Genomic DNA, 16,911 nt, shown 5'->3' on the forward strand with positions numbered 1-16,911 from the left:
AAGGGCGGTGTCCTAGACCACTAGACGAATGGGACGTATAAATTTTGGAGCGGGAAACGAGACTCGAACTCGCGACCCCAACCTTGGCAAGGTTGTGCTCTACCAACTGAGCTATTCCCGCATATTCCTAAATAGGAAATGGCGTCCCATAGGGGGTTCGAACCCCTGTTACCGCCGTGAAAGGGCGGTGTCCTAGACCACTAGACGAATGGGACGTATAAATTTTGGAGCGGGAAACGAGACTCGAACTCGCGACCCCAACCTTGGCAAGGTTGTGCTCTACCAACTGAGCTATTCCCGCCCAATTCCTAAAAGGAAATGGCGTCCCATAGGGGGTTCGAACCCCTGTTACCGCCGTGAAAGGGCGGTGTCCTAGACCACTAGACGAATGGGACGTTGCACACATGAAGCGTTGCCTCAAATGCGGGGCGTATCTTATGCTCCATAACGATTGGCGTCAAGCGTTTTTTTTAAAGGCTTTTCCTATAAAATCAAATACTTCAAATTGGCTAGGATTTGCACACCATGACTCCCGCCGAAACAGGCTTTGTTATCATTATTGTTGTAATAACGCTGGCAGGCGCCGCTTTTGTCGTGCAGTCATTAGAGAATCAGCGCCAACAGAAACGCTCTGCTCTACGTGCATTGCGTGCCGATATTCGCTACGCAGAACAGATTCGCGATGGTTTCCCCAGCGAGCTTATGTCGCCGCAGTTAGCTGAGTTTTTATCTCACTACCTCACTGCTCAATGGCGCAAACTTTTAACACTGGATAACTCAGCAGCTATGCAAAATGCTGCCAAAGCATCAGTGTCACAACAACCCGCCCCGCCCACTCCATATAAAGCGGGTTCGCTAACGCGCTTACATGATAAAGACCAAGCCCTCAAAGCCGCAGCAATGAGCAAAGAGCTCGCAGCGTGGTTAAAGAATTTAGCCAATCGCAACCGTCAATCAGCATCAACCATTAGTGAGTTGCTCAAATACTGCCACTACTGTGTTCAGCAAGTTGCCGTTGACGGGCTGGTTTTCGATGCGCTGGAGTACCAAGCCGTTAAAGGCCCCAAGCCTGCGTTGCACCAGTTCAAAAACTGCCTGCACACGCTTGAGCGCATTGATCACCGCCATTTTACCGACCGCCAGATCTATGAACTACGCACCTATGTAACCGAGCTTGAAGCATCAATTCAAGATGCGAAAGACCCAGCCTCCCCCGATAACATTGAAGAACAAGAAGGATAAACAATGACCCCTATACTACACGGAGCACCACTCTCAGCGTTCGTTCGCAAAGTACGCTTTGCGCTGGAGTACAAACAACAACCTTATGAGTCCAAGATGGTCGTGCCCTATGCAACGCCCGAGGAGTACAAAACGCTCAACCCGCTACGACGTGTTCCTGCTCTAACCATCGGAGACGATATTACGCTGGCAGATTCAGCAGTGATTTGTCACTTTTTAGATGACTACTTCCCAGAGACTCCCACGTTACCCGACACCCCGTACCTGAACGCACGCTGCAAATGGCTTGAGAAATACGCCGACTATGAGCTAGCGCCTCACACGACATTTAGTATCTTTTTCCAAAATATCGTGGCGCCACTCAGCGGGAAAGCGCCCGATCACGAGAGGATCAAAGCTGCGATTAATGAAAAATTGCCGCCGCATTTTGACTATCTCGAAGGCGAGCTTAAAAACGCGTTCTTTCTGGGTGATAAACCATGCCTTGCCGATTTCGCCATTTGTTCACAACTTATTAGCATGGCACATGGCGGGGAATACGTTGACGCCGAACGTTGGCCGAACTTAGCTGACTGGTATACGCGTATGACAGCTATGCCCTTTATCGCTGCGATGATCGACCAAGAGAAAGCAGCGATCACCAAGCTTCAGGGTCAGTAGTAGCTTAGTTGGCTGGCGCTGAGTGATTAGGAAAACGCACATACCGAGACCAAAGGGAGCGGCGATCCGCCCCCCACTCTCGGTCAACGAGTGCATCAGTTGCCGCAGCACCGGCCCACATCGCCGCAAGCGCTACCCAAGCGGTAATCGAAAACGCTGATCCTCCGGTTAGGCCAGCACCCACCGCACAACCTCCCGCTAACATGCCTCCCATTCCCATAAAAACAGCACCGAGAATATAGCGCACCATACTGCTACCATCTTTAAAGCCTTGCAGTTTCAAGTTGCGCGACAGTAAAGCGGCCATAAAAGAGCCAAGAAACACGCCCGGCACCAAGCCCACATCGAAATCAAGCTCCGCACCACTGGGCAACAAGAAGTACATTAAGGTATCAGCTGAGGGCCCCGTAAACGTCATACTTTCCACTTGGGTTGGATCAAAGGTTTGATAAGAGAGATGATAGGTAAACCACCAGCCGCCAACCACCATAGAACCGACACCTAGGGCACCTAGCCACGCCCAAAACCCTAGACGGTTCCGGATACCAAAATAGATAGCGATAGCAAAACATGCGACGCCCAAGTAGATGCCTGTGTATGAGCCCAGCCCTAGGAAAGAGATCAGCTCTAACCCACCATCATTGTGCAGCAACCACGCATTCACCACGCCCTCGCGAACAGGTGCAAGTACACCACGCAATGATGCCTGCGCGACCGCTGCAAATAGCAACCCAGAAAACAGCGCACGTAAATTACCGGTGGCCGCCAGCACTAAAAGCCGCGCACCACACCCACGCGCCAGCACCATCCCAGCACCGAATAAAAGTCCACCCACAATAGCGCCAGAAAGGCTGCCATAACTTGCGAGCATTCGAGAGTCGGATATATCTAGCGCCCCATAAGTAATCAGCGCTTGAGTGCCCCCAACAGCCGCAGCGAAGGTGAGTAGCCAAATGGCTACCTTGGGGCCAATTTGACCGCGAGCAAACTCAACAACAGCAGCACGTAAACAAAATTGGCTCTTCTGGGCGAAAACCCCAAACATAACCCCAAGAACCAGCCCCCCTAACGCGGTTGTGCCAGCTTCACCAAAACGCTCGATTAGAAAGTCAAAATCCATACACTAACCACACATTTAAGAATTAGGATATATCAATTAGATATATAAAATATGAAGCACAAAAAAGGGCTACTCTCATAAGCAGCCCCAACAACCCGCGCTTTAACTGATCATAGTTTAACCAAGCAACCTCTTTTGCTGTTATGCGCTATATCAAGGTTCTAAACAGTCTTCGCGAAGAATCGCCAATGAAACTTCAATACACACACCATGATCCCCACTAATTTTCAGCTCAGCGCCCATGTATTCGCAGCGCTCTTTTATGCCGAGCAAGCCAAAGCCGCCAAATTGCTCAATCCCCTTCGATTCGTCAAATCCTGCCCCGTCGTCACAAATCCGCAGCAGCACATAAGTCTCTTCTTGCTTGAGCACGACATTAGTGCAACTCGCATGTGCATGCTTTAAGACATTGGTCAGCGCCTCTTGAATAATGCGATACAGGTGAATATCAGCATCCCCAGGCAACACAACGTCCTCGATATCTAGAAAAACCTCGACGCCAGTCTGTTGCAAACTTTTCAATGCTGCAATCTGACGAATCGATTCACTTAACCCCATATCATCTAATTCAGCTGGGCGAAGGGCCATAATGCGGTCGTAGACGGTTTCATACATATCTGCGACAAGGTGTTTAATCTTATCGATATGCTCCAATGCGTTGTCTTTTGCATCCACGTCGTACTCTAGCAGTACGGTCTCTACACGCACTGCCGTTAGCAACTGTCCCAGCTCATCATGAAGTTCATGGGCAAGGTGGTTGCGCTCTTGCTCTTGGCTGTGGATAAGCTGATGAAGGATGGCGCGTTTTTCACGCAACGCCTGCTCCAAACGCTCATTCGCCACATGCAGCTCGCTGCGATGGGACGTTAACGCTTGCACCATCGTATCGATCTCTTTACCTAAATGATTAAACTCGGCGATTGTGCCGGCATTCCACTCACCTTTGCTGCTCGAATCAACCGTATCGCGCACATGCCGGAGCAGCTTTTGCAATTGCTTGTCTAGCGCACCTGATAAAATTAGCGCGATAAACGCACTCACCAGTAAACCGACTAGCACACCGCCAGCTATTAGACGTAACATCTGCTTACCGAGCACACCAATCTGGTCCGCATTGACATCCAGTTGTAGCCCCAAACTACTGCCTAAGTTCGGCAACGACAGCATGTGCGAGGTTAACTGGTTGGTTGCTGCCGCCTGATTTGGGCCATACTGGCTGATTGCAACACCATCAAACAACAGCTGAGCGCCATGGATCTGAGCCGCAGACCTGTTCACCAATTGACTTAAGAAAAGGCGGTTATCCGATAACTTAATGCCTCCGATCACCCGCCCGACAACACGGTTATCGGTATCAGTAATCAGGTAATCTTTCCCGAGCAAAACGTGAGTACCACTACGGAAGCTACTCCAACCCTCGGTTAACGCCTGCGAATAGGCGTGGTATATCTGTTCACACGAGCCAGAGCCGATCTCCAGTAGGCGGCTTTTCAACACATAACAACGCTCGTAATTGAATGAAGAAACCACCAAGAAGTGGTGGCTCTTGATCTCAGCACTGTGTAAACCAGAACCCTCGATACTCCGTTGCAACTGCAACGCAGAGCCGGTGGTAACCGCTTCACGCATCACATCAGTCATGGCTAATGCTGCCAACTCTTGATCCAGCAGCCGTAACTGCGCTTCTAGCTCGCGCCGCATCGCGGCAGCGCTTTGCTGCATCGACGTTTTCGCCTCTTCACGCAAGATACTCTCTGCGGCACTGAAAAAGTTGAGCGAAAAGATCGCCAGAAAACCGGACAAAATAATCAGGAATAGAAAAAATATCAGCGTACGAAAGCGCAGCACCATTAGGGCATCCCTCCCGAGTAACGGAACGCACGCTCCAGCAAATGCTCTAAAGCGCCCTCTTTCATACTCTGGGTCAACACCTCGAACTCCCCCGAGAAGACCAATGGAATCTGATAGCCCAATCGATCTAGGCGTATCGCTTCTGCCATCGCGATGCCGTTTTGATCGTTCATACGCATCAACACGACACCAAGCTTTTGCTGACGAAACATCTCTAGCTCAGCTTCGCCACCTCCCCATCCATTCACGGTAATGGGCGGATCACCTAACTCACGCAACGCATCAAGCGCTCCCAAGGAGACATCGGTGGCGCAGGCGTAGATATAGCGAATACCGGGGTGCTCACGAAGCATTTTCAGCGCAGCATGTTTAGCAGAGATACGGCTAGCGTCAGTAAAGTAACTGGCTTTCAACTGGTGAGTTCGCTCTACCTCTTTGAGAAACACATCACCCCGCTGTTCGCTCACCACGCCTTTATCCCAATAGAGAAGACCAAAGGGTGTACCCTTGGGGTATTTCCTTTTATAGAACTGCGCTAATTTTCGCGCGCCCGCAGCATGGTCAAAGCCTATATACATGAGCGGCTGCACATCAAACCACTGAGCAACGGGCTGCGTCAGATTTTGAATGATAACTTTGGGGCGTTCGCGCTGCAGCAGATATTCGACCACGCGACGCTGGCGGTCCGAATTGATGGTGTACACAAGGTAATCGGGATCATTCTGAAGAACCTCTAATAACTGGCTCTCTTGCAAGTCTTGCTGGATATAGGGGCGCGAAAAACGCACATCAAGCTCGTACGCCAAGCCGTGATCATCCAACCGCCCTTGCAGCGCTTTAATACTGCGTAGCCAATAATCAGACGTTTGTAAGCCCGGGTAGACAATGGCAATTTTAATCGGCTTTTTGTTAGCACCACTCGGCGTATCTACAGACCGCTCGACATACTCACGAAAGCGATCCAGTGACACACTATCCTCTGCCTGCACCGTCAGAGGCAGGCTACCCAATGCCAAAAGTACACTAAATAGCAGTAAACGAGCCCAACCGCTCAGATTCACATACCACCCCGCCAAACTATGATGCCGATGCCAACTGAGTCTCATCTCGGATAGGCAAGATAATAATAAATTGACTTCCTTTACCCAGCTCACTTTTCACTTTTATCTCACCGCCATGATCTTTGGCGATTCCATAGGCCATCGCTAAACCTAAACCTGTACCCTCACCCACAGCCCGCGTGGTGAAGAATGGATCAAACACCTTATCAAGTTCCTCAGCGGCAATACCAGTGCCTGAATCACGTATCGATACGATCAAGCGCCCAGACTGCTCTTTGGTAACGATATCAACACTGCCCTGCTCGCCGACAGCTTGCAGTGCATTTTGAATCACATTCAACAGCGCTTGGTTCAGCTGCGCGGCGGCGCCATACGTTAAGCTCAAAATACCAAGACTCGTGCGTACTTTGCACCCAGACGGGATACGCCCCTGCAGAAGCTGCAAGGTGACTTGAATACACTCGTTGAGATCAACCATGCCCCAGCTGTCATCTTGGTTAAGCTGTGCAAATTCCGATAAGCCAACCACAATATCGCGCACCCTTTGGGTGCCCTGTGCTGAATCCTTTAAGAGATCTTCAACATCCTCTTTAACAAATTCATAGTCTAGCTGGTCTAGCTTCGCCTCAATCTGCTCCAACTTGGCATGGCGGGCCGCATCATCAGATTCGTCCTTAAGCGTATGATAGCTATCGATCAGTGCTTCATAGTCGTTAATGTATCCCGATAGCGACTCTAAATTACTCATTACAAAAGCAATTGGATTATTAATTTCATGAGCAACCCCGGCCGCTAGAACCCCCACGGATGCCAATTTTTCTGATTGCAGTAACTTTGCTTGGGTATCCTTGAGGGACTGATAGGTCTCTTGCAGCTCAACATGCTTCGCTTGTAATGCTCGCGTCCGTTTGAGTACACGCTCTTCAAGCGACTGGTTCAGCTCCAATAACTCACTCTCATATTGGTCGCGCTGAGTCTGCGCCGACTTTAGGCTCGTAACCATGCGGTTAAAAGCTGAAGAAACCTCTCCGATCTCATCTCTCGTTTTGACCTCAACTTGCACATCAAAGTCACCGTCGGTCACCTTACGAGCCGTTTTTCGTAGCACGTCTAATTGCTTAGTGAGGTAGCCACCTAAAACAAATGAAAAGAGCGCCACCAGCACCATCTCGAACGATGCGAGCGCAATCCCCCAGCGATTAATTGCCGCAATAGACGCATTGATTGTACCGACATCTAAACCCACCTGCACATACCCGTAAACTTCACCTCCCTCAGCAATACTGCCCGAGATGTCGTATACGTTGTCATCAACGTTTGCAACCTCTGTATCGGTAGCGAATTTGCCTGCCACAAAGTGGCTTATTTCACCGCTCTGAGCAAAAACTTCGCCATCCGGCGTCACTATCCGGGCGTAGCGCAAATCTTCGTTACGCAAAACTTCCGAAACAAATGCTTCGAGCGAAGCCAAGTCATAGGAGAGCACCGCGTCTTTAGTCATCGTAGAAAACAACGTGACCGTGGACTCAGCACGTTTTCGCAATGCTTCATAGTTCGAATCTCGGATAAAATCCATCATCGTAATAAGAAGCACCAACAAGAGCGCACCTTCGATCAGTGCGATACCGAGTATGGTTTTAAGCCGTAGTGACATAAATGGTCTTGTTACTCACTCAATAAGTGATCAAGCAGCTTAATGTTGAGAGCTCTTACATCGTCCCAGTCATCATCGCCAGCTGCTTCTAACTGTTTAAAGTTGAGCGATTTCAACAGTATGGCCCCTTCGGGATCGCTCGCCATTTCAACCAATGCCGTTTGAATCGCTTCGCTTGCTGATGACGACACTCTAGGATGCACAGCCAGCGCGTGAGGTGTATAGCCTGGCGTTGTCCATAATACACGCAACTGCGCTTTAACCTCCGGCGCAGTGTTATTAAACGTCCTCATAACGCCGCCACCCGCTTTAAAGAATCCCTTGGCAACGTTTCGGTAGACTGAATCATGGGACGAGACATACTTAGGCTCGTAAGCAATTTGCTCTTTATCAAGCTGCGCGCGCGGTATAACACTGGCAGCAAATGCCGCTGGCGATGGAAAAGCCAACTTTTGCCCACTTAGCTCATTCAGGGACTGAATGGGACTATCGTCACGAACGACAAAGATCCCTTTTATCTGTTTGTTTTTTTGCTTCGCAATGGCTCGGTAGCCCGGCTTTTGGCTGAAAACGGTGTAATGGTACGGGTTCATATAAGCGATGTCATACTCACCTTCCACAACCCGTTTTTCAAACGTGGGAATATCGCGCGCGGTCGCAAAACGTATTGCCAACCCCGTTTTACTAGACAGGTATTGAGTCACTGGCGTCCATAAGCGCGCCAGCTTCTTCGCCGATTGCTGAGGAACAACACCCAAGGTGTAAACCTGCTCGCTCGCGTGAGCAAAATTAAGAAAGGAAAAAGCCAAGGCAAGTACTAAAACTAGACGTTTCATATATCTCCTCCAAACGGTATATGGCAAAGCGGCATACACCCCACGCGCCGTTTATGAGCACGCGTCCTTAAGCCAAGCAACAACTTGTACATCGATACCATGAGCAGCCACCAAGGGCTTGTCCAATGATAGCAGCGGGTCCACTTGGTTTTGCTGACAAGAAACCGCTAACTGAGCTACATAGAGTATGGTACAAAGTTCGTTCGGCTGCGGCATATTTTGAGGCTGATTGCTAAAACAAACCGCATCAACCACCGCAGCAGGAAATCCCCACAAACTCAGCAGATAGCCGCCAGCAACGGAGTAATCCCCCTGACTAAGGTCAAACTCATCAGCCGTAGAGCGTGAGTCCTGAACCTCCAAAATACCGCCTAAAATTTCACCGACATTATGCAGCAGCCCAGCGATATACGCGCGTTCAGTCTGTTTTCTATCGCGTCCAAGATAACGGGATAGTTCAGCAGCCCGATCTGCAACCAAAAAGGCATTATTTGCCAAGCGCTGCTGATCGGCTGCCGACAGGCCACGCCGTCCAGCATAAACGCCTAAAACCAATACAAGCGATTTTAATAGATCGATACCCAAGCGAAGCGCGGCATCAAAGGCGCTGTCCACAGGGCTAGAGAAACCAAAAAAGGCAGAGTTTGCGATATGCAGGACTTTAGCGAGCAGGGCTGGGTCCTGCTCCACTAAGCGAGCCACTTGCGAGAGCGAGGCGTCAGGATCGTCTAGTACTCGGCACAGCTGCAGATAACTGCTGGGTAATAGTGGCAACGCATCAATCCGCCCTAGCGAACTACGCAGGCTGTCATTTAGTTTCAAGCGCTGCATCGTTTGAGCGCGGGTAACAATATCCGCCAATGTCTCACAGCTCAGCGGCTGAGGCATAACCAGATGCACCGCCGCAATACTGTCGGTCATCACCTCATCATGAAAGTCTTCAGTAAAGAGTACGCGTACCGCTTCGGGTTGCAACTGTTTAGCCAGCGCCAAAAATTCAGCACCGCCTTCTGTTGTAAAGCTGTGACTAACAACCACATTAGGAGTGCTATCACGCAACGCTTGGAGCGCACTATCCAAGCTATCAGCTTCATAAACGCGCCACTGGCTATCGGTAATTTCAGCCATTGCAACTTGAAACGCTGACCGCACCTCCTCGTTCGGTTCAAAGATAAGCAACAACGGGCTTTCCATAGTCAGGTCCTCAACAAGCAGAAATACAGAGGCTCGCCCCAAAGCATACCTGCCTTGCATGAGCGCACCTCTTCTTATTGTTATACTGCCTCTTAGCATAGGGTAGAGAGGCCTATTTGCACAAATCAGGAAAGTGCACACATAAACGCTCATAATCATCGGGCGTATCCACGTCCCATAACTGAGCCACCTCCAACCAACGCAGCTGCAATTTATGTAAGCGCTCAACGGTTTCTGGCATAACTTGCGCGCTGCTCCAAGGAATACCTGCAAAAAGCTCATCGAAAGGTTGATGTAGCCCGATCAGAGCGTAACCGCCATCCTCAGCACTCACAAATACCGCATCATGATGTTGTAGCGCTAGCGCACAACGGACAAGCAACGCAGCGTCGATATTGGGGCAATCTGTGCCGATCAACAGCGCTGGCCCAACTCTAGCAAAAGCATCCTGCATCCGAGCGCCGAGATCGCCATCAACTTGCGGCAACAGCGTAATAGCATATCGGTTCTGCAGGTCGATAAACGCCTCGTGCTCATGCTCCATTGCGGTAAAAAGATAGACAGTTTGCGACGCCTTCACGGCGGTTTTTATCGTCTGTTCCAGCAAACGCGCATGCAACTGAGCGGCTCCGGTTTCACCCAGCGCGGGTATAAGGCGCGTTTTAGCGACACCCGCTACCGGAGGCTTTGCGAAAACGATGATAGGAAAATCAGTCATCGGTAGTCCTTTTCAGTCACGACATAGCCATACTCTTTAGCGAGCTGAAACGGGGAGGCGCCCAGCCAGTAACGCAAGCGCCACAGCCACATACGTAAGATAGTTTTTAACACGCCATGCTTGCGCCAGCGGCGCCCGGATGTACACACTTTGGCAGACAGGGGGACAAAGGTTATTGGCTGCGCTCGCAACAGACGGCTGAGCGCAATATCTTCCATCAAAGGCTGCTTGGAATAACCACCTACGTGTTCAAAAACGGACTTGGTCACAAACAACGCTTGATCCCCTGTACAGATTTTCGTCAACCGTGAGCGTACGTTCATTCCCAATGCCACCCAGCGGCACCAGCTCTTGCCGTTATCAATCTGAACATCAAACCTCCCCCAACAGGGCGGCTGGTGTAACAGCACACGCAGCGTTTCTAGCGATGCTGGCAGTCGGGTATCAATGTGCAGAAAGAGCAAAAGAGAACCGGCCGCCTGCGCAGCGCCAGCGTTCATCTGCAAGGCACGCCCTGCGGGCGAGACAACCACCTTATCAACCCAAGGCCGAGCAACCTGAGCGGTTTCATCCTCGCTACCGCCGTCTACAAGAATCAACTCCAGCCAATCCCGATACGGCTGTAACGGCTGCAAGCATGCTTCTATCTGAGCAGATTCATTCAGTGTCGGAATGATACAGCTGATCTTCGGTATCACTCGACGCCCCGCCATGGTTGCACTAGTAGCTTCGGCAGCGTCAATTGATCAGACTGGCGATACTCCTTAAGGCCAAGCGGCATCGTCAGGTGGTCATCTTTGGTACTGGCTAGATAGGTTTCAAACAACCGGTCCCACCAAGAGAGGAAAAACCCGTAATTGGAATTGGTTTCGTTTGGTTCAACCGAGTGATGAATACGATGCATATCCGGCGTGACGATAACCCAACGCAACACCCTATCGACAGCTTTGGGTAAGCGAATATTGGCGTGATTAAACAGCGCACTCGCACTGAGCAGTGCTTCAAATACGATCACGACCCACACATCGATACCGAGCGCAATCACTAATATCGCTTTAAAGAGGAGCGAGAGTAGAATTTCCACCGGATGAAAGCGCAAGGCGGTGGTCACATCGAGCTCAAGGTCAGTGTGGTGGACCCGATGTAAACGCCACAAAGGCGTCCAGCGATGCGTCAACCAATGCTGAAACCAGATGGCCAGATCCAGTGCCAGCAGCGCAAACAGCACCGCTAACGCTTGCCCGAACACACTTTGTGGCGCTAACCATTGGAGCAAGCCAAAGCCGCTATTTTGTGCCCATAATGCGGCAGCAACGGCCACGGCTCCGACAGTAAAACGCGTTACCAAGGTGTTGATCAGCATTAAACCAAGATTGGTTGCCCAATGCTTGATACGTGGATGATACCAACGGCGCTGCGGCCGAGTGGCTTCCCACACAGCACAGGCGGCGAATACACCAAAAAAAGCGGTTAGCCGCACGATCGCTTCAAGTGTCATTTACTCTCTCCGAATCAGGAGCGACGCCAGCGTTGAAACTTAACTAACCACGCCATGACGCGCGCAGAGACTTGGCTACGCTTCCAAACACCCGCAACATACTTATTGGCTTCCGCATACGTTGGATAGATATGAATAGTACCCAGCACTTTGTTGAGACCTAAATTGTGTTTCATCGCCATCACAAACTCTGCAATCAGCTCAGCCGAGTGGCTACCAACGATGGTGACGCCCAAAATCCGATCTTTACCGGGCACCGTTAACACCTTCACAAAACCATGATTCTCACCGTCGGCAATCGCTCGATCTAGCTCTTCAAGCGAGTAGGTTGAGACATCGTATGCTATGCCTTGCGCTTTAGCGTCAGTTTCAGATAGCCCGACACGAGCAACCTCAGGGTCAGTGAATGTTGCCCAAGGGATCACCCGATAATCCGTTTTAAAGCGCCACAGACCATCCAACAATCCGTTGACAGAGGCATACCATGCTTGGTGGGACGCCACATGCGTAAACTGATAATCGCTCATCACATCGCCACAAAAATAGATATGGCTGAGCGGGCTGGCTTGGTAGGCATCTAAAATCGGCCGCTGCTGTGCATCCAGAGAAATCCCCAGCGCTTCAAGCCCTAAATTTTCTGTATTTGGCTGGCGCCCCAGTGCCACCAGCACCTCATCAAAGGGTATTTCTACCTCACCTGCAGCTGATTCCGCGAGCAATAGCTTCGAGCCATCGCGGTTTTCAAAGCTTAGCGCTTGCGTTGCTAAATGCAGCTCTACGCCATCGTCCAGCAGCGCCGCTTGAGCAAGCGCTTGAACATCCTGATCCTCCCTCGGCAGCAGCCCAGCTTGACGCTGCACCAAGATAACCTGACTTCCTAACCGCGCAAACGCCTGCGCAAGTTCACAGCCAATCGGCCCACCGCCAATCACAAGCAAACGCTTCGGCAGTGCCGCTAAGCCCCAAATAGTGTCGGATGTCAGCGCATCAACGTGCTCGATGCCGGGTAGCTCAGGGACGCGTGGGCGCGCACCGGTGGCGATCACGATGCTGCGCGAGGAGATCCGCTCACTGGAGCCATCATTTTTGGTGACTTCTACCTCCCAAGGCGTGACTAAGCGAGCGCTGCCTTGAATAACATCAACACCCAGACCGGTATAACGCTCTACGGAATCGTGCGGCTCGATGCGAGAGATCGCGTTCTGTACATAGCGCTTGACTGCAGCAAAATCGATCTGCGGTTCCGCGACGGTAATGCCAAAACGCCCACTCTGGTTTATCATTTTGGCTTGGCGAGCACAACGCAGCAGCGCTTTTGAAGGCACGCAACCGGTATTCAAACAATCACCGCCCATCTGGTGACGCTCTATCAAAGTCACCTTAGCTTTGGTGGCCGCCGCGATATAGGCCGATACCAACCCACCGCTGCCCGCACCAATCACCAGCAAATTATTATCGAACTGCGTCGGTTTTTGCCATTGGCGTGCCAACTGGCGCCGCTTACTCCACGCAAGCACAATACGAGCAATCCACGGGAAGAGTCCAAGCAACACGAATGCACCGAGTAAGCTGGGCGACAAAATATCAGATAGCTGGCTAATCTGCGCAAGCTCTGTGCCTGCATTCACATAAACGATGGTAGCAGGCAGCATCCCTAATTGGCTCACCCACCAGTATGTGGCGATACGGATTTTCGTTAACCCCATCACTACATTGATCAGGAAAAACGGTACAGCAGGAATCAGGCGCAACGAGAAAAGATAGAACGGCCCTTCACGCTCAATACCGCTATCTAGCTGTTTGAAGCGGGTGCCAAAGCGCTGCCGTACCCAATCACTGGCCAGATAGCGCGCCAGCAACATCGCCAACGTAGCACCCAGTGTGGATGCAAAGGAGATCAGCACCACACCCCAGACTAAACCAAAAGTCGCGCCGCCAGCGAGCGTCATGATCGCCGCACCGGGAATCGATAGCGCGGTAACAGCGACGTAAAGAGTAAAGAACAGCGCACTACTAAAAAATGGGTTCGCATCACGATAGTTGAGTAACGCCGCTCGCTCGGCTTGCAAACGCTCTAATGTGAGCAACTCTGCGCCACCCAACGCCCAGAACAAAAAGAGCAACGCGCCGATCAGCGCGACAAGTAGAATGCGTGATCTGTTCATATTAATCAGCCAACGCTCCGCCACAGCTGGATCCCTGCCCAGCGGTACAACCATAACAATGCTCTGCCACGCGAATCGGCGCCCCCGCCACGTTATCTGCCAGCTGCGCGATATGCACAGGCTTTGACGCGCCACCCAGCGGCATTTCAAGCTGCTGGTTAAAGTCACAATCGTATAAGTAGCCCTGCCAATCCACAGAGATCAGCGACTTGCACATCAGTCCAGGTAAAGTCTGCGCGTTAAACGACCCCTTCAGAAGCGCCATATAATCGTCAAACTCGCCTTTTGATATCAATGTGCTGCCAAAGCGTTTGATCGGCATATTCGCCAGCGTAAAGAGTTGCGTAAACTCCACACCGAACGCGTCTTTCAGATGGGTTTTATAGGCGGCCTCTAAGCCGCTCTGCTCTGGCGGCAACACAGGGCCTTGAGGATTAAAAACCAGACTCAGCGACAGCGCTTTTGTACGCCCGTAGCCCAGTTCATTGAGTTGTTTAAGCCCTTCGATACTGCGCTGAAATACGCCCTTGCCCCGCTGTTTATCGACATTATCTTCTAGGTAACAAGGCAACGAAGCTACCACTTCAACTTGGTTCTCTGCCAAGAAATCTGCCAGCCACTCGTAACCCGGCTCGTTGAGAATCGTTAAGTTACAGCGGTCCATTACATGAACACCTTGTGCTCGAGCAGCTTGTACCAACGGCCGAAAGTGAGGATTCATCTCAGGGGCTCCACCGGTCATATCCAGTGTTGTCACCTGATGTTGCTCCATCACGCGCAGCATCATTTCCATGGTTTCCCAGCTCATCTCCTCGGTACGATGGGGGCTGGACCCAACATGGCAATGTACACATGTCTGGTTGCAACGATAACCAAGGTTGGCTTGCATCGTATCGAGTGAGGATCGAATCAGCGGGGGAAAATCGGTCGCGATGAGGTGGGGGCGCATTTCGTGCATAGGTCAGTCCTATCGTGTGAGGTGTAACACCTTGATCTATATAAATATAGACGAGTATCGGCTGATTTTGTTACACACTTTTACGCAAAAACTGTATGAAAAGATTGCCTTATGAGCGCTCTGACCAAAAGTGCCAAAGCGCTCTGGGCTCTTTAAGCCGGAAGACTGTCGAGCTGATAAAAGCGTGTTAGCACCTCAACCGTCGCCTCAACATCCTGTACCCCAGCGGTCTCACGAATCGAATGCATACCAAACTGCGGCACACCGATATCCAGTGTTTTAACGCCCAGTTCCGCTGATGTAATCGGACCAATGGTACTGCCGCACCCCATATCAGAACGCACAACAAACTCCTGCACACTCACACCAGCATCACGCGCTAAAAGCTTAAAGATGGCGCTGGTCACATCAGTCGATGCATAACGCTGGTTGGCATTAAGTTTAATCACCGGGCCCGCATTCAACAGAGGGCCATGGTTCGCATCATGACGATCAGCAAAGTTGGGATGGATACCATGGGCGTTGTCAGCTGAGATCATCATAGAGCGCGTCAGCATACAGATACGCTGCTCAGCATCCGGCAGCATACGCATCAAAACGTTTTCTAGCATCGGGCCTTGTGCACCCGTGGCACTCATACTGCCGACCTCTTCATGATCATTGCACACCAACAACATACCGGTTTTTGCATCCGCAGTGAGCAGCGCTTCCAGCCCCATAAAACAGCTCAATAAATTATCAAGGCGTGCAGACATGAAAAGCTCATTATTCAGCCCGACCGTTTCAGCGCCTTGCGTATCATAGAACGACAATTCGTAATCGATCACCTCGCTAACCACAATCCTTTGGCGCGCTAGCTCGTCACGAAGCAACGTACGAAAATCGAGCGCCTGATCTGACTGCCCTAAAATAGGTGGCAGCATGGTTTGAGCGTTAATGGAGCGGCTTTTATTAGCCTCACGGTCAAGATGAATAGCAAGACTCGGAATAACGGCAATGGCACGCTTGAAGTCGATCAAGTGATGGCACAGCGCACCGTCCTCATCAAGACACGTTAAGCGCCCCGCCAAAGCAAGCCCGCGATCAAACCAAGGATTCAGTAGAACGCCACCGTAAACTTCGACACCCAACTGCCAGTAGCCTTGTTGGTGCAGTTCAGGTTTTGGTTTGACTTTAAGGCAGGGTGAATCGGTATGCGCACCGACCATTCGCAGCCCTGACTCAGCCAAGGCATCTGCTGGCATCTGCCAAGCCACGATAGAAGCGCCGTTACGTGTTGTAAAATATCGCTGGGCCGCTTTCAGATCCCAGGCATCAGCTTCATTTAACTCTTGAAATCCAGCACTGAGTAACGCCGCGCGCATATTCTCTACGGCGTGAAAAGGCGTTGGAGAAGCATCCAAAAACTGCGCCAAACGGTTAACAACGGTCATCTCTTGGGTTACTCCTCAGGGGTTTGCTTATCCAGCAGATCAATCTTGAATATCAGCGTTGAGTTTGCAGGAATTTTAGTATTCGGGCTGGTTGCACCATAGGCTTGTTCTGGAGGTAATACAACTTCCCACTGGCTACCTACCGGCATCTTTGTTAGCACTTTTTGCCACCCGCGAATTACACCTTTCAGTGGCAGAGTGGAGGGCTTTTCGCGTTCATAAGAGCTATCAAAAACCTCACCATCAACGCGAGTGCCTTCATAATGAACAACTACACTATCTTGCAGCACTGGTGCCTCTCCACTGCCGTCACGCAGCACACGATAGAATATTCCTGCTTCTAGCTCTTTAACATCGGGCTGATCACGATACGACGCTTGAAAGGCATCCCCAGCCTTGCGGGTTTCATCATTAAGCGCCTTGTCGATCAATGATTGTCGAAACGCTTCTTTTTCAGGATCTTCTCCGCAACCTGTGACTAAAAGCGCCAAAGACAGGAGCAAAACAGAGCGTTGCCACAT

Annotated in this window: 15 protein-coding genes and 4 tRNA genes; 2 read left to right on the forward strand and 17 right to left on the reverse strand. The window is 50.9% G+C overall.

Annotated features, from left to right (window positions below; translation table 11 throughout):
- Positions 1–45 precede the first annotated feature (45 nt).
- The 4 genes from E4L36_RS07080 to E4L36_RS07095 all read right to left on the reverse strand — a co-directional run bounded on the left by E4L36_RS07080 (position 46) and on the right by E4L36_RS07095 (position 395).
- Positions 46–121 (reverse strand) — tRNA-Gly (locus E4L36_RS07080).
- Between the two features lie 18 nt (positions 122–139).
- A tRNA-Glu gene (locus E4L36_RS07085) sits at positions 140–215 on the reverse strand.
- A 10-nt stretch (positions 216–225) separates the two neighbouring features.
- Positions 226–301: transfer RNA gene (locus E4L36_RS07090), tRNA-Gly, on the reverse strand.
- Between the two features lie 18 nt (positions 302–319).
- Positions 320–395, reverse strand: a tRNA-Glu gene (locus tag E4L36_RS07095).
- Positions 396–525: 130 nt separating this feature from the next.
- Here E4L36_RS07095 and E4L36_RS07100 point away from each other — a divergent pair.
- Both E4L36_RS07100 and E4L36_RS07105 read left to right on the forward strand, forming a co-directional pair.
- On the forward strand, positions 526–1,242 hold the full coding sequence (locus E4L36_RS07100) for a hypothetical protein (RefSeq protein ID WP_136680050.1): 717 nt from the start codon (positions 526–528) through the stop codon (positions 1,240–1,242).
- A gap of 3 nt (positions 1,243–1,245) precedes the next feature.
- On the forward strand, positions 1,246–1,902 hold the full coding sequence (locus E4L36_RS07105; protein WP_136680051.1) for a glutathione S-transferase family protein: 657 nt from the start codon (positions 1,246–1,248) through the stop codon (positions 1,900–1,902).
- Positions 1,903–1,906: 4 nt separating this feature from the next.
- On the opposite strand, the gene E4L36_RS07110 is transcribed toward E4L36_RS07105, so the two are convergent.
- The 13 genes from E4L36_RS07110 to E4L36_RS07175 all read right to left on the reverse strand — a co-directional run bounded on the left by E4L36_RS07110 (position 1,907) and on the right by E4L36_RS07175 (position 16,911).
- Positions 1,907–3,022 (reverse strand): YeeE/YedE family protein, encoded by a 1,116-nt coding sequence (locus E4L36_RS07110; protein WP_136680052.1) that lies wholly within the window; start codon positions 3,020–3,022, stop codon positions 1,907–1,909.
- Between the two features lie 153 nt (positions 3,023–3,175).
- On the reverse strand, positions 3,176–4,873 hold the full coding sequence (locus E4L36_RS07115; RefSeq protein ID WP_136680053.1) for a sensor histidine kinase: 1,698 nt from the start codon (positions 4,871–4,873) through the stop codon (positions 3,176–3,178).
- Positions 4,873–5,934, reverse strand: coding sequence for an ABC transporter substrate-binding protein (locus tag E4L36_RS17815; protein ID WP_169051498.1), 1,062 nt, complete (start codon positions 5,932–5,934; stop codon positions 4,873–4,875). Before E4L36_RS17815 ends, E4L36_RS07115 begins: the two co-directional genes overlap by 1 nt.
- Positions 5,935–5,950: 16 nt before the next feature.
- Complete coding sequence (locus E4L36_RS07130) at positions 5,951–7,588, reverse strand: ATP-binding protein (RefSeq protein ID WP_136680056.1); 1,638 nt, start codon at positions 7,586–7,588, stop codon at positions 5,951–5,953.
- Between the two features lie 11 nt (positions 7,589–7,599).
- Positions 7,600–8,424: a phosphate/phosphite/phosphonate ABC transporter substrate-binding protein gene (locus E4L36_RS07135; RefSeq protein WP_136680057.1), complete on the reverse strand. Its 825-nt coding sequence runs from the start codon at positions 8,422–8,424 to the stop codon at positions 7,600–7,602.
- A 51-nt stretch (positions 8,425–8,475) separates the two neighbouring features.
- Positions 8,476–9,618, reverse strand: coding sequence for an HDOD domain-containing protein (locus tag E4L36_RS07140; protein ID WP_169051499.1), 1,143 nt, complete (start codon positions 9,616–9,618; stop codon positions 8,476–8,478).
- A 112-nt stretch (positions 9,619–9,730) separates the two neighbouring features.
- Positions 9,731–10,336, reverse strand: coding sequence for a TIGR04282 family arsenosugar biosynthesis glycosyltransferase (locus tag E4L36_RS07145; protein WP_136680059.1), 606 nt, complete (start codon positions 10,334–10,336; stop codon positions 9,731–9,733).
- Positions 10,333–11,049: a TIGR04283 family arsenosugar biosynthesis glycosyltransferase gene (locus E4L36_RS07150; RefSeq protein WP_136680060.1), complete on the reverse strand. Its 717-nt coding sequence runs from the start codon at positions 11,047–11,049 to the stop codon at positions 10,333–10,335. Before E4L36_RS07150 ends, E4L36_RS07145 begins: the two co-directional genes overlap by 4 nt.
- The gene (locus E4L36_RS07155; protein ID WP_136680061.1) at positions 11,031–11,834 is read right to left on the reverse strand and encodes a sterol desaturase family protein; all 804 of its coding nucleotides are present in this window, start codon (positions 11,832–11,834) and stop codon (positions 11,031–11,033) included. The genes E4L36_RS07150 and E4L36_RS07155 overlap by 19 nt, the downstream gene beginning before the upstream one ends.
- A gap of 14 nt (positions 11,835–11,848) precedes the next feature.
- Positions 11,849–13,999, reverse strand: a complete 2,151-nt coding sequence (locus E4L36_RS07160) for a bifunctional TVP38/TMEM64 family protein/FAD-dependent oxidoreductase (RefSeq protein ID WP_136680062.1) — start codon at positions 13,997–13,999, stop codon at positions 11,849–11,851.
- Between the two features lies 1 nt (position 14,000).
- The gene (arsS, locus tag E4L36_RS07165; RefSeq protein ID WP_136680063.1) at positions 14,001–14,957 is read right to left on the reverse strand and encodes an arsenosugar biosynthesis radical SAM (seleno)protein ArsS; all 957 of its coding nucleotides are present in this window, start codon (positions 14,955–14,957) and stop codon (positions 14,001–14,003) included.
- Positions 14,958–15,109: 152 nt separating this feature from the next.
- Positions 15,110–16,390, reverse strand: coding sequence for a M18 family aminopeptidase (locus E4L36_RS07170; RefSeq protein ID WP_136680064.1), 1,281 nt, complete (start codon positions 16,388–16,390; stop codon positions 15,110–15,112).
- Positions 16,391–16,398: 8 nt separating this feature from the next.
- The gene (locus E4L36_RS07175) at positions 16,399–16,911 is read right to left on the reverse strand and encodes an FKBP-type peptidyl-prolyl cis-trans isomerase (protein ID WP_136680065.1); all 513 of its coding nucleotides are present in this window, start codon (positions 16,909–16,911) and stop codon (positions 16,399–16,401) included.

This window comes from Neptunomonas sp. XY-337 (genome assembly GCF_004959845.1).
GTDB lineage: Bacteria > Pseudomonadota > Gammaproteobacteria > Pseudomonadales > Balneatricaceae > Neptunomonas > Neptunomonas marina.

Bases quoted from the DNA above. Each gene is read 5' to 3' on its own strand.
- E4L36_RS07175 (WP_136680065.1), bottom strand. From the start codon at position 16,911: ATGTGGCAACGCTCTGTTTTGCTCCTGTCTTTGGCGCTTTTAGTCACA.
- E4L36_RS07155 (WP_136680061.1), bottom strand. From the start codon at position 11,834: ATGACACTTGAAGCGATCGTGCGGCTAACCGCTTTTTTTGGTGTATTC.
- E4L36_RS07160 (WP_136680062.1), bottom strand. From the start codon at position 13,999: ATGAACAGATCACGCATTCTACTTGTCGCGCTGATCGGCGCGTTGCTC.
- E4L36_RS07170 (WP_136680064.1), bottom strand. From the start codon at position 16,390: ATGACCGTTGTTAACCGTTTGGCGCAGTTTTTGGATGCTTCTCCAACG.
- E4L36_RS07110 (WP_136680052.1), bottom strand. From the start codon at position 3,022: ATGGATTTTGACTTTCTAATCGAGCGTTTTGGTGAAGCTGGCACAACC.
- E4L36_RS07115 (WP_136680053.1), bottom strand. From the start codon at position 4,873: ATGGTGCTGCGCTTTCGTACGCTGATATTTTTTCTATTCCTGATTATT.
- E4L36_RS07130 (WP_136680056.1), bottom strand. From the start codon at position 7,588: ATGTCACTACGGCTTAAAACCATACTCGGTATCGCACTGATCGAAGGT.
- arsS (WP_136680063.1), bottom strand. From the start codon at position 14,957: ATGCACGAAATGCGCCCCCACCTCATCGCGACCGATTTTCCCCCGCTG.
- E4L36_RS07105 (WP_136680051.1), top strand. From the start codon at position 1,246: ATGACCCCTATACTACACGGAGCACCACTCTCAGCGTTCGTTCGCAAA.
- E4L36_RS07140 (WP_169051499.1), bottom strand. From the start codon at position 9,618: ATGGAAAGCCCGTTGTTGCTTATCTTTGAACCGAACGAGGAGGTGCGG.
- E4L36_RS07150 (WP_136680060.1), bottom strand. From the start codon at position 11,049: ATGGCGGGGCGTCGAGTGATACCGAAGATCAGCTGTATCATTCCGACA.
- E4L36_RS07145 (WP_136680059.1), bottom strand. From the start codon at position 10,336: ATGACTGATTTTCCTATCATCGTTTTCGCAAAGCCTCCGGTAGCGGGT.
- E4L36_RS07100 (WP_136680050.1), top strand. From the start codon at position 526: ATGACTCCCGCCGAAACAGGCTTTGTTATCATTATTGTTGTAATAACG.
- E4L36_RS07135 (WP_136680057.1), bottom strand. From the start codon at position 8,424: ATGAAACGTCTAGTTTTAGTACTTGCCTTGGCTTTTTCCTTTCTTAAT.